A 12,660-nucleotide genomic window follows, 5' to 3' on the forward strand; every position below is an offset into this window, starting at 1 on the left:
GACAGGAAGCCGCTATGGGCAGACCCCTCAAATCCGTTTTTAAAAAAGAACATCGCGACGACATCACTAACCGCAGCGCTAACCCGGTTTTCTCCGAGGTTGCAGAGGTTTTCCTCTCCCGCCGTCGTTTTCTCCAGATGGGCGCCGTGGCGGGTGCTGCCGTTTCCTTTCCCTTTTTGATCAAACCTGATAGCGCCATTGCCGCGGTATCGAAGCCGTCCGCGCTGGCAAAAGCGGTGTCGCTTGGGTTTACCAGTATTCCCGTTTCCACGGACGATACGGTGAGGGTGCCGGAAGGTTATATTGCCCGCCCGTTTTATCGCTGGGGTGACCCGACGGGCATCAAAGACCACATGCCGGCATTTAAGCCGGATGCCAGCAACACGACCGACGAACAGGCCGTGCAGGCGGGGATGCACCACGACGGTATGGCGTGGTTTAGCCTGCCGCAGGGGGAGCAAAACCCGGAACATGGTCTGCTGGCGCTGAACCATGAATACATCGATAACGGGATGCTGTTTACGGACGGTATGGCGAACTGGAACCTCGACAAAGCCCGCAAGGGGCAGAACGCGATGGGCGTGTCGGTGGTGGAAGTGAAAAAAGCGGGCAGCGACTGGGAGGTGGTTCGCCCGTCTTCTTATGCCCGCCGTATCACCGTCAATACGCCGATGCAGCTTACCGGCCCGGCGCGGCATCAGCCCCTGATGAAAACCGCCGCCGACCCGCAGGGGGAGCGCGTGCTGGGCACCATGCAAAACTGCGCCAACGGCCACACGCCGTGGGGCACCTACCTCACCTGCGAGGAGAACTGGTCGGATATTTTTGTCAAAAAAGCCGATCTCAATCCGCTCGAAAAACGCTACGGCATCAGCGACAGCGACGAATCTTACCGCTGGAACGAGGTGGATGAGCGGTTTAGCGTCGATAAAACGCCTAACGAGCCTAACCGGTTCGGCTGGGTGGTAGAGATTGACCCCTACGACCCGACCTCCACACCGCGCAAGCACACCGCACTTGGCCGCTTCAAGCACGAGGGGGCCGCCGTTACGCTCGCCGCCGATAATCGCGTGGTGGTCTATATGGGGGACGATCAGAAGTTTGAGTACATTTATAAATTCGTCTCTGACAAAAAATACGATCCTGCGAACCGTGAGGCCAATATGCAGCTGCTGACCTCGGGTACGCTGTATGTTGCCAGGTTCAATGAAGAAGGAAGCGGCGACTGGCTGCCGCTGATCTTCGGGCAGAATGGCCTGGATAAAAGCCACGGTTTTGAAAACCAGGGCGATCTGCTGATTAAAACCCGCCTGGCGGCTGACGTGGTGGGGGCGACGAAAATGGATCGCCCGGAGTGGATAGCCGTCGATCCGCATGCCAGCGGCAGCTTCTACTGTACGCTTACCAACAACAGCGATCGCGGTAAAGAGGGGAAAGCCCCGGTCGATGCCGCCAACCCGCGTGCTAATAACGTGTTTGGTCATATTATGCACTGGCACGAAGAGGGGGCCGATCCTGCCGCCGCACGCTTTAAATGGGATATTCTGGTCATGGGCGGGCGCACAGACAGCGACGATCCGAAGGCCAAAGGCTCTATGCAGGGCGCGGCATTCGGCAGCCCGGATGGTCTGTCGTTCGATCATCAGGGTGTTCTGTGGATCCAGACCGACGTCTCTTCCAGCACGATCAACAAAAAAGCGTATGAGGGGATGGGCAATAACCAGATGGTGGCCACCATTCCGGGCAGCAATGAGTTTCGTCGTTTCCTGACGGGCCCGCGTGGGTGTGAAATCACCGGTATTGCGTTTACGCCGGACAACCGGACGCTGTTTATCAATATTCAGCATCCGGGAGAGGGCGGGGATGATATTACCGACCCGGCCAATCCGCGTGCTGTCTCTAACTGGCCAGACGCCAGCCCGAACGGACGCCCGCGTTCGTCAACGGTGGTGATCGTCAAAGCGGACGGCGGGATCATCGGGTCGTGACGTTAATCCGCCGGGCGCATGCGCTGGCCCGGCGTTAAACTTGCTACCACCAGCATGAAGTGTTAAAACGTGCCCCTTCTAAAAAAGAGACAGGGGTAGGGCGTGAAAGACGCGTCATCCGCTTCAGGCCATGGTAGCGCTGAAGCCTCGTCGGATCAGAATCCGACGCTGCAACGTGGTTTGCAAAATCGACATATTCAGTTAATTGCCCTCGGCGGCGCGATTGGTACCGGGTTGTTTCTCGGCATCGGCCCCGCCATTCAAATGGCTGGTCCTGCGGTACTGCTGGGATACGGCATCGCCGGGATTATCGCCTTCCTGATCATGCGCCAGCTCGGCGAAATGGTCGTTGAAGAGCCGGTGTCAGGCTCCTTCGCACACTTTGCTTACAAATACTGGGGCCCGTTTGCAGGCTTCCTCTCCGGCTGGAACTACTGGGTGATGTTCGTGCTGGTGGGGATGGCCGAACTGACCGCCGCAGGCATCTACATGCAGTACTGGCTCCCGGATGTCCCGACGTGGATCTGGGCGGCGGCCTTTTTCATCATCATTAATGCAGTTAACCTCGTCAATGTGCGCCTGTATGGCGAAACCGAGTTCTGGTTTGCGCTGATCAAGGTACTGGCGATTATCGGGATGATCGGCTTTGGCCTGTGGCTGCTGTTCTCCGGTCATGGCGGCGAGCGGGCAACCATTGATAACCTCTGGCAGCACGGCGGCTTTCTGGCAACCGGCTGGAAAGGACTGGTTCTCTCTCTGGCGGTGATCATGTTCTCCTTCGGCGGGCTGGAGCTGATTGGTATTACTGCTGCCGAAGCGCGCGACCCGCATAAAAGTATCCCAAAAGCGGTCAACCAGGTGGTGTACCGTATTCTGCTGTTTTACATCGGCTCGCTGGTGGTTCTGCTGGCGCTCTATCCATGGGTGGAAGTGAAATCTGACAGCAGTCCGTTCGTGATGATTTTCCACGATCTGAACAGCAATGTGGTGGCGTCGGCGCTGAACTTCGTCATTCTGGTGGCGTCGCTTTCGGTCTATAACAGCGGCGTTTACTCCAACAGCCGTATGCTGTTTGGCCTTTCCGTACAGGGCAACGCGCCGAAGTTCCTGACCCGCGTCAGCCGTCGCGGCGTGCCGATTAATTCCTTGTTCCTTTCCGGCGCGATTACATCATTAGTGGTGCTGATCAACTACCTGCTGCCGAAAGCGGCATTTGGCCTGCTGATGGCGCTGGTTGTCGCCACGCTGCTGCTGAACTGGATAATGATCTGCCTGGCGCACCTGCGCTTCCGTGCGGCGATGCGACGCAAGGGACGCGAGACGCAGTTTAAAGCGCTGCTCTACCCGGCGGGGAACTATATCTGTATCGCGTTCCTGGGGCTGATTCTGGTGCTGATGTGCACGATGGATGAGATGCGTCTCTCAGCGATGCTGCTGCCAGTGTGGGTGGTGTTCCTGTTTATTGCGTTTAAATTATCCCGTAAAAAGTAGTACGTTTTTCGCCCGGTGGCGCTTCGCTTACCGGGCCTACATGTTCGGGGCCGTTATTATTTTGTAGGCCGGGTCAGTCGAAGCCGCCACCCGGCTTTGAATGTGCAATATCAAATCTGAAACGCTATTCGTTTCCCATTCGGTAACGTCACATCAATGCTCATTTCACCGCCGAGCGCACTGACATAGCGTTTGAGTGTTGAAAGCCGGGGATCGTTTCCCGGCTGTTCGATTTTTGCCACAGTGGGTTGTTTTACCCCCATTGCCGCGGCCAGTTCTGTCTGCGAAATATTGAGCTCTTCCCGCAGTTGGTTCAGGGCAACAATTCTGCGTATTACATCAACTTTAGCCGCAATACGCTCCTGACTTACCGCACTCTGTTGTGCCATGAGTTCTTTTAGCGTTGCCATATGGCCTCCTTATCCGCCAGATGTCTGCTGTACTCAACGTCAGCCAGCGTAATCATTTCGTTATAAAACCGTTTTTGATTGCAACCGGTTTTGTCTCCAGCACAGAGCACAATTGCCTTACGGTCAGGATCAAAAGCAAAAAAAGCTCTGATGGGATTTCCCGCATGTTGAATCCGTAATTCCTTCATGTTCGCATAGGCTGAAGCCTTCACGGTATCTACGTATGGCCGCCCAAGCGTTGGGCCAAACTCAGCAAGAATATGCATCATCGCTAGCACATCTTCTTTTAATGCTGTTGTTTGTTCGAAGTACCATTGATCAAATATGTCCGTTGTCTCGACATTCCACATCGTTTCTCCTTTAGCTTCCTCGCTATATTATTTTATAGCCTTTAGGCTATAGTGACAATCAGAACGCCTCGTTTTGTCATACATCGACCTTTATCGTGACCCCCCTCCCAATTCTGTTTCGATCCACAGGATCTTTATTTTGTAATCGATTACTTTTTATTTGCTGTCATTTTGTAATCGATTACTTTTTCCGGGTGAGGCTTATCATGGTGTCAACTGAAAGTAGTGAAAAGGCGATAACACAGCACCGGCTGCTGGTGCCGCGTCTGTCGTTAATGATGTTTCTGCAGTTTTTCATCTGGGGTAGCTGGTCAGTCACGCTTGGCCTGGTGATGACCCGGCACAACATGTCTCTGTTAATTGGCGATGCGTTCTCCGCCGGGCCCATCGCCTCCATTCTCTCGCCGTTTGTGCTCGGCATGCTGGTGGATCGTTTCTTTGCCTCGCAGAAGGTGATGGCGGTGATGCACCTGGCGGGCGCGGCAATCCTCTGGTTCGTGCCGGGGGCGCTGATTGCCGAAAACGGCGCGCTGCTGATTGGCCTGCTGTTTGGTTACACGCTCTGCTATATGCCAACGCTGGCGCTGACCAACAACATCGCATTTCACAGCCTGGCGAACGTGGATAAAACTTTCCCAGTGGTGCGCGTGTTCGGCACCATCGGCTGGATCGTGGCGGGAATTTTCATCGGCGTGACCGGCGTGGCGTCCAGCGTCACCATTTTTCAGGTGGCGGCAGCCAGCTCCCTGCTGCTCGCACTCTACAGCCTGACGCTGCCGCACACGCCAGCGCCAGCGAAAGGGCTACCGGTGCAGGTGCGCGATCTCTTTTGTGCCGATGCCTTTGCGCTACTCAAAACCCGCCATTTCTTTGTCTTCTCCGTCTGCGCGATGCTGATCTCCGTCCCGCTTGGCACCTATTACGCCTATACCGCCTCGTATCTGGCGGATGCCGGTATTGCAGACGTCAGCACCGCCATGTCCTTCGGGCAGATGTCAGAGATCTTCTTCATGCTGGTCATTCCGCTGCTGTTCCGCCGTCTGGGGGTGAAAGTCATGCTGCTGATCGGCATGCTGGCGTGGTTCGTGCGTTATGCCATGTTCGCGCTGGGCGTCAGCGAGGAAGGACGCATCCTGTTGTACCTGGGGATCCTGCTGCACGGCGTCTGCTACGATTTCTTCTTCGTCGTCGGCTTTATCTACACCGACCGCGTGGCGGGTGAAAAGGTGAAAGGACAGGCGCAAAGCATGATTGTCATGTTCACCTACGGCATCGGCATGCTGCTGGGCTCTCAGATTTCCGGCGCGCTTTATAACCGTCTGGTAGCCGGGCAGACCGTGCCGCAGGCATGGGTGACATTCTGGTGGATCCCGGCGGTGGCTGCCGCGGCGATCGCGCTGATTTTCCTTCTCACGTTCAGGTATGACGATGACAAGGCGTAATGTTCAGGAGGGGCTATGAGGACGATGAAAGGACCGGGCATTTTTCTGTCGCAATTTATTGGCGAGAAAGCGCCGTTCAACACGCTCGACGGACTGGCAGGCTGGGCGGCGGCGAAGGGTTACAAAGCGGTGCAGATCCCCTGCAATCATCCGCACATTTTTGATGTCGAAAAAGCGGCAGAGAGCCAGGCCTACTGCGATGACATTACCGGCAAGCTGGGCGCGCACGGGCTGGTCATCAGCGAGCTGTCGACCCATCTGGAGGGGCAGCTTGTGGCGGTAAACGAGGTCTACAGCGACGCGTTTGACCACTTCGCCCCCGCCGCCGTGCGCGGTAATGATGCAGCTCGCCGGGCATGGGCAACGGAAAAGCTAAAGCAGGCGGCAGTCGCCTCGGCCAGACTCGGCCTGAAAGCGCACGCCACCTTCTCCGGCTCGCTGGCGTGGCCGTTTTTCTATCCATGGCCGCCGCATAACGAGCAGCGTTTTCAGGCGGCATTCGAGGAGCTGGCAAACCACTGGCGACCGATTCTGGATACCTTTGACGAACAGGGCGTGGACGTCTGTTTTGAGTTGCATCCGGGCGAAGACTTGCACGACGGCGTGAGCTTCGAGCGTTTTCTGGCGCTTCTGGATAATCACCCGCGCTGCAATATCCTTTACGACCCGAGCCACATGCTGTTACAGCAGATGGATTACCTGACCTTCATCGACATTTACCACGCGCGCATCAAAGCCTTCCACGTCAAAGATGCCGAGTTCCGTCCTAATGGGCGCAGCGGCGTGTACGGTGGTTACCAGCCGTGGATCAACCGCGCCGGGCGCTTCCGTTCGCTCGGCGACGGACAGATCGACTTCAAAGGCATTTTCAGCAAGCTGACCCAGTACGATTATGACGGCTGGGCGGTGCTGGAGTGGGAGTGCTGCCTGAAAGATGGTGATACCGGCGCAAGTGAGGGAAGCGAGTTTATCCGCCGCCACATCATCCCCGTATCCGGGCGTGCGTTTGATGACTTCGCGGCAGGGGGCAGCCATGATTAACGTCGGGATTGTCGGCAGCGGGTTTATCGGCCCGGCGCATATCGAGGCGCTGCGGCGTCTCGGGTTTGTGCAGGTGGTGGCGCTCTGCGACGGCACGCTTGCCAACGCGCAGGAAAAAGCACGCCAGCTTAACGTGCCCCACGCCTGCGCCAGCGTGGCGGAACTGCTCGCACTTCCTGACCTGCACGTGGTGCACAACTGCACGCCCAATCATCTGCACGCGGAGATTAACCGTCAGATCCTGCGCGCGGGAAAACATGTCTTTTCTGAAAAACCGCTCTGCATGACGTCGGACGAGGCGCGTGATCTGGTGGCGCGGGCGGAGCAGGCTGGCGTGGTGCACGGCGTGAGCTTTGTCTATCGCCAGTTTGCGATGGTGCGCCAGGCGGCGAGCATGATGCGCGCGGGCAGCCTCGGGCGGCTATTCGCCTCACACGGCAGTTATTTACAGGACTGGATGCTGCTGGAAACCGACTACAACTGGCGGGTGGATGCCGCGCTTGGCGGGGCTTCGCGCACGGTGGCGGATATCGGCTCCCACTGGTGCGATACGGTGCAATTTGTGACCGGCAGGCGCATTACCGAGGTCATGGCCGATCTCTCCATCGTCTGGCCGACACGTAAGGCCAGCATGGGCGGTCATCAGACCTTCTCCCACGATGAGGCTGCGGCGTATACCAACACACCGGTCAGTACCGAAGACTTTGGCTCAGTGCTGTTTCGCTTTGACGATGGCAGCAAAGGTTGCTTTAGCGTCTCGCAGGTGAGCGCCGGGCGTAAAAACCGCCTGACGTTTGAGATTAACGGCAGCGAGCAGTCAGTGGCGTGGGATCAGGAGGTGCCGCAACAGCTGTGGATCGGCCATCGCGCGCTGGCAAATCAGACGCTCACCGATGATCCGGGCCTGATGAACCCTGACGTGGCCAGCAGCGCACACTTCCCCGGCGGGCACATCGAAGGCTGGCCTGACGCCTTTAAAAATATGATGATGCAGTTCTACCGCGCCGTGCTGGCGGGAGCGATGCCGGAGGCACCACAGTTTGCGACCTTCCACGAAGGCGCAAACGTGATGTATATCATTGATGCCATAGTGAAAAGTCATCAGCAGCAGCGTTGGGTACGCGTGGCGCAATGACGTGTTGCCCGGTTCGCCGGGCAACAAATTTATGGTAGCCTGCACAAAACGCTAACCGCAGGATGTGTCGTCGCTATGTCAATTCAGAAAATCGCTCAGCTGGCCGGGGTCTCCGTGGCGACGGTCTCCCGCGTGCTCAATAACAGCGACACCGTGAAGGCAAAAAACCGCGAGCGCGTCCTGCAGGCCATCAAAGAGAGCAACTACCAGCCTAATTTACTGGCCCGTCAGTTACGTACTGCCCGGAGCTATATGATCCTGGTGATGGTCTCAAACATTGCCAACCCGTTCTGCGCCGAAGTGGTGAAGGGCATCGAAGAAGAGGCGGAGAAAAACGGCTATCGGATCCTGCTGTGTAACTCCGGGTCGGACATCGAACGTTCCCGTTCGGGCTTAAGCCTGCTGTCGGGCAAAATCGTCGACGGCATTATCACCATGGACGCTTTCTCAAAGCTGCCGGAACTGGCCGCGCTGATTGGCTCCGCACCGTGGGTGCAGTGTGCCGAATATGCCGATGCCGGCGCGGTTTCCTGCGTGGGGATTAACGACGTTGATGCGTCGCAGCATGCCGTCAGCCAGCTTGCCGACGGTGGACGCAAACGCATCGCGATGATCAACCACGACCTGAGCTATAAATATGCCCGTCTGCGCGAGCGCGGCTATAAGAGCGTGATCCACCTAAAAGATCTGGAGTATCAGGCGGTTGAATATGCCAGCGATCTCAGCTCCCGCGCCGGGATGGTGGCGATGCAAAATCTGTTGCAGGGTAATCCACCGGATGCGGTGTTTGCCGTCTCCGATACGCTGGCGGCGGGCGCGCTGCGCGCCATTCAGCAGGCCAGGCTGCGGGTGCCGGAGGATATTGCTGTTGTGGGATTTGACGGCACCGAGCTGGCGGACATGATTTCGCTGACCACCATCGAACAGCCGTCGCGGGATATCGGGCGCAAGGCGGTCGACCTGCTCTTAAATAAAATCGACAACCCCGAGGCGCCCACGGAAAGAGTGATGATGGACTGGCGCTTTATTTCCCGCGCCAGTACCTGATTATTGCGCTATAACCCCTGCCAGGGAGCGAATATCGTTCCCGGTAGGTGACTGATGAATACGCAGACCAAACTCCTCCACCACCGCAAAAATATGATCGAAGATGTCAGCCTGAATCTCCTCATATTCTGCCCAGATCACCGTGTTGGTGAAAGCGTATATTTCAATCGGCAGGCCGTTGGCATCCGGTGCCAGCTGACGCACCATTAACGTCATATCTTTGCGAATGCGCGGGTGGTTACGCAGATATTCATTCAGGTAGGCGCGGAAGGTACCAATATTGGTCATTTTGCGCAGGTCTAATACCGATTCACCTTCGCCATTTTTCTGATTCCACAGGCTAATTTCCTCATGTCGCGCGGCCAGATACGGCTTGAGCAGTTTCGCCTGAATCAGCTTCTGCTGCTCCTGCTCGTCCAGGAAGTGAATGCTGGTGGTATCGATATTCAGGCTGCGCTTAATGCGTCGGCCGCCGGAGGCCGACATGCCGCTCCAGTTGATAAAGGCGTCAGAGACCAGCGCCCACGTTGGGATCGTGGTGATGGTGTTATCGAAGTTGCGCACTTTAACGGTGGTCAGGCCGATGTCCGTCACCGTGCCGTTGGCACCGTATTTCGGCATCTCCAGCCAGTCGCCAAGCTTGAGCATGTCGTTGGCGGAAAGCTGGATCCCGGCGACCAGTCCCAGTATCGGGTCTTTAAAGACCAGCATCAGAACGGCGGCCATGGCACCCAGGCCGCTAATCAAAATGGCCGGTGACTGACCGATCAGCAGAGAGATAATTAAGATCCCCACCAGAATCGCGCTCACCAGCTTGATGCCCTGGAAGATCCCTTTCAGCGGCAGCTGTGAGGCGGTCGCCATTTTCTGCGACAGATTGAATATGACGTCCAGCAGCGAGAAGAAGGAGAGCAGGGCATACACCATCACCCACAGCTTCGCGCAGGTGGTGAGCATTTCTGCCGCTTCGCTCCCTTTTTGCAGCCAGAGAACGGCCTGAACGTTGACGATTATCCCCTGAAGGGTAAATGCCAGACGGTGAAATAATTTATTCTGGGTAATGATCTGCAACCATAAATGGCTGCTGGCCCGGGCGCGTTTCTCGAATGCGCGCAGCACGACTTTGTGCAGAATAAAATGAACGATGATGGCAGTAAGAAAAATAATACCAAAGATAATCACTAAAGAGGTGGTGTGATTAATTTCAATGTCTAACTCTTCAACCTGAGCAATTAATTCCTGCATAACGTCTCCTGTATTGATGCAGCCCCATAATGGCGGCTGCGGATCTATTATGCAAATACCTCAGGTTTATTTGCTTGCCTGGCAGACCTTCACGACGGGTAAACACAGCCGATGGCGGATGCGCAGCGTGGCCAGCGCCAGGATGACCATCAGGCCGGTTTCCACCGTCAGGAAAAAGTTAATCGCCTGGGCGTAATCCCCGTGATGATGTTGCAGCCCGTGCAGCAAAATCGCCCCGAAAATGGCCGGGCCAAGCCCCAGCGCGGCCTGCTGCAGGGTGCTTAAGATGGCGCTGGCGGCCCCTGCGTCATCAGGCTGAATATCGCGCATCCCGATGCGGTAGAAGCTGTTCACAATCAGCGCCTGACCGTAGCCTACCAGCCCGGTGGCTGGCGCCAGCGTCAGCGCCGTATTTTGCACTCCCCAGTAGCGGAACGTGGCGATCAGCGCCAGCAGGCCGATTATCTGGATTGCCAGGCCGGTGAGCAGAATCGTGCTGGTGCTGTAGCGCGCAATCAGCCGCGGCGCGAACCACGCGGAGATAAAATAGGTCACCCCGAGGGCGATAAAACTGTTCCCGGACTGCCACGGCGCCATCCCCAGACCGGTTTGCATGGTCAGCGCCATACAGAACATAAACCCGGACCAGACGCTGAAAAAGAGCAGCGCAATCACGATGCCAAAGCGAACGCTGCGGAGCTGAAGCAGACGCGGTGGGATCAGCGGATGGGCATTTCCACGCTCTTTTTTGCGCGCATTCTGTGCCATCAGCCAGGCCAGCGGAATAATGGCGAGAAGCATAACCTTTAGCGACCACGGCCAGTGCCACTGTGGGCCGAGCGCCATCGGGAACAGCAGACAGCAGAGCATGATGGCCAGCAAGACTGTCCCTGCCCAGTCGATGCGCGACGGCGTTTCACGGCGGGTTTCCGGCACGTAGCGACGGCTCAGCGCCAGCACCACCAGGCAGATGGGGACGTTAATAAAGAAGGCGTTACGCCAGCCCAGTCCGGCGATATCCGCCGATACCAGCCAGCCGCCGCCCATCTGGCCGACGATAAACGCAATCCCCCCAATGCCGCCGAACAGGCTAATCGCCTTCGCGTGGGCTGTGCCTTTTAACGTGACGTGCAGCGTGGCAAGAATTTGCGGCATGATCAGGGCGGCACCCGCCCCCTGAACAATACGCGCGGCCAGCAGTTGTTCAATGTTCCCCGCCATTCCGCACAGCAGCGAGGCCAGGCCAAAGATTGCCACACCCCACATAAACAGGCGACGGCGGCCAAGATTATCTCCCAGCTTGCTGCCGAGCGCGAGGCAGACGGCAAACGCCACGCCATAAAGCGCGACAATCAGCTCCAGCTCGGTGGCGGTTGCGTGCAGTGAATGGGTAATGGCGTCCAGCGCCACGTTAGTGATTGAGGTATCAATCATGGGTAGCATCTGGCCGGTTAACAGCAATATCAGGCCTGCGCGACCCGGTGAAACAACTGACGTATTCATGGTAACTCCATTGCGTCATTCATCAGATGGTCGTAGCATCAACCATCTGATAAACGGGTACCAGTTCTTGCTTATACTGGTACTGGCACTACCATGCAGGGGGATTTATGGCGTTGATGTCTGAACCCGTCGCCTCACTTCAGGATGACACGCGAAAACAGCTGGGCGCATTTTTACGCGCCCGGCGTGAAAGCCTCGATCCGCAGCGTCTCGGTTTGCCGCGCAGCGGACGCCGCCGCACGCCGGGTCTGCGCCGCGAAGAGGTGGCGATGCTCGCCGACGTGGGTGTGACCTGGTATACCTGGCTTGAGCAGGGCAGGGACGTCAATCCGTCCAGCGCGGTGATGGCAGCCATAGCGAAAGCCCTGCAGTGTACTCCGACCGAAGCCCGGCATCTTTTCGTGCTCGCCGGTTTGCCGCCGGGCGAAGCACCGCAGGCGGTCTGCTGCGAGGGGATCAGCGAAGGCACGCGTCGCCTGCTGGATACGCTGATGCCAAAACCTGCCAGCATCCAGAAACCCAATTTCGATATCGTGGCGTGGAACGACAGTTTTGGGCATCTGATGGGCGTTGATTTCAATGAAATCCCGCCGGAGGACCGCAACTGTATTTACCTGTTTCTCACCCATCCCGCGTGGCGCGCGCGGCTCGGCAGACGCGATGATGTGCTGCCGATTTTTGTCTCCTATTTCCGCGCGGCGATGGCCGAGCACCGGGGCGACCCGCTGTGGGAAGCTAAACTGGCGCGCTTCTTTGCGGTGTCTGAGGAGTTCAAAACGCTGTGGCACCAGCGCAACGACGTGCGCGGCGTGGAGAACCAGCTCAAGCTGTTTACCCATCCCGAGCTGGGGGATTTTACGCTGCAGCAGATGTACTGGTACTCCGCACCGCGAAACGGGTCGCGGCTGCTGGTCTATTTACCGGTGGACGAGGCGGGGGAGAGGGCGATGGCATGGCTGGCAGAACAGGCTAAATAATTTTTTTGCGAGACGTTTTCAGGGAATCAGC

Annotated in this window: 11 protein-coding genes; 7 read left to right on the plus strand and 4 right to left on the minus strand. The window is 57.2% G+C overall.

Annotated elements, in window-relative coordinates; genetic code table 11:
- Positions 1-14: 14 nt before the first annotated feature.
- Entirely contained in the window at positions 15-1,988 is a 1,974-nt protein-coding gene (locus ACOTYN_RS06190; protein ID WP_332956710.1) for a PhoX family phosphatase, read from the plus strand.
- Between the two features lie 102 nt (positions 1,989-2,090).
- The gene (gene pheP, locus ACOTYN_RS06195; protein ID WP_014882862.1) at positions 2,091-3,479 is read left to right on the plus strand and encodes a phenylalanine transporter; all 1,389 of its coding nucleotides are present in this window, start codon (positions 2,091-2,093) and stop codon (positions 3,477-3,479) included.
- Between the two features lie 110 nt (positions 3,480-3,589).
- Here the strand turns inward: pheP and ACOTYN_RS06200 are convergent, their stop codons facing one another.
- Complete coding sequence (locus ACOTYN_RS06200) at positions 3,590-3,889, minus strand: helix-turn-helix transcriptional regulator (RefSeq protein WP_332956708.1); 300 nt, start codon at positions 3,887-3,889, stop codon at positions 3,590-3,592.
- Positions 3,877-4,239 carry a type II toxin-antitoxin system RelE/ParE family toxin gene (locus ACOTYN_RS06205; RefSeq protein ID WP_045281668.1) on the minus strand — a complete coding sequence of 121 codons (363 nt, stop codon included), beginning with the start codon at positions 4,237-4,239 and terminating at the stop codon, positions 3,877-3,879. The genes ACOTYN_RS06200 and ACOTYN_RS06205 overlap by 13 nt, the downstream gene beginning before the upstream one ends.
- A 206-nt stretch (positions 4,240-4,445) precedes the next feature.
- On the opposite strand from ACOTYN_RS06205, the gene ACOTYN_RS06210 reads away from it, so the two are divergent.
- From ACOTYN_RS06210 to ACOTYN_RS06225, 4 genes are all read left to right on the plus strand, one after another.
- Positions 4,446-5,681, plus strand: a complete 1,236-nt coding sequence (locus ACOTYN_RS06210) for an MFS transporter (RefSeq protein WP_023332295.1) — start codon at positions 4,446-4,448, stop codon at positions 5,679-5,681.
- 15 nt (positions 5,682-5,696) lie between these two features.
- A complete protein-coding gene (locus tag ACOTYN_RS06215; RefSeq protein WP_332956706.1) occupies positions 5,697-6,722 on the plus strand; it encodes a sugar phosphate isomerase/epimerase in 1,026 nt (341 codons plus the stop codon).
- Positions 6,715-7,857 (plus strand): Gfo/Idh/MocA family oxidoreductase, encoded by a 1,143-nt coding sequence (locus ACOTYN_RS06220; protein WP_332956704.1) that lies wholly within the window; start codon positions 6,715-6,717, stop codon positions 7,855-7,857. Before ACOTYN_RS06215 ends, ACOTYN_RS06220 begins: the two co-directional genes overlap by 8 nt.
- Before the next feature lie 75 nt (positions 7,858-7,932).
- The gene (locus ACOTYN_RS06225) at positions 7,933-8,904 is read left to right on the plus strand and encodes a LacI family DNA-binding transcriptional regulator (protein ID WP_332956702.1); all 972 of its coding nucleotides are present in this window, start codon (positions 7,933-7,935) and stop codon (positions 8,902-8,904) included.
- Here ACOTYN_RS06225 and ACOTYN_RS06230 read toward each other — a convergent pair whose 3' ends face one another.
- Positions 8,905-10,149 (minus strand): mechanosensitive ion channel family protein, encoded by a 1,245-nt coding sequence (locus ACOTYN_RS06230; RefSeq protein WP_071922521.1) that lies wholly within the window; start codon positions 10,147-10,149, stop codon positions 8,905-8,907.
- 66 nt (positions 10,150-10,215) lie between these two features.
- Positions 10,216-11,652, minus strand: coding sequence for an MFS transporter (locus ACOTYN_RS06235; protein ID WP_071922520.1), 1,437 nt, complete (start codon positions 11,650-11,652; stop codon positions 10,216-10,218).
- Between the two features lie 107 nt (positions 11,653-11,759).
- On the opposite strand from ACOTYN_RS06235, the gene ACOTYN_RS06240 reads away from it, so the two are divergent.
- Complete coding sequence (locus ACOTYN_RS06240; protein WP_014882871.1) at positions 11,760-12,629, plus strand: helix-turn-helix transcriptional regulator; 870 nt, start codon at positions 11,760-11,762, stop codon at positions 12,627-12,629.
- Positions 12,630-12,660 lie beyond the last annotated feature (31 nt).

This window comes from Enterobacter cloacae complex sp. IR5458, assembly GCF_049238025.1.
GTDB lineage: Bacteria > Pseudomonadota > Gammaproteobacteria > Enterobacterales > Enterobacteriaceae > Enterobacter > Enterobacter kobei.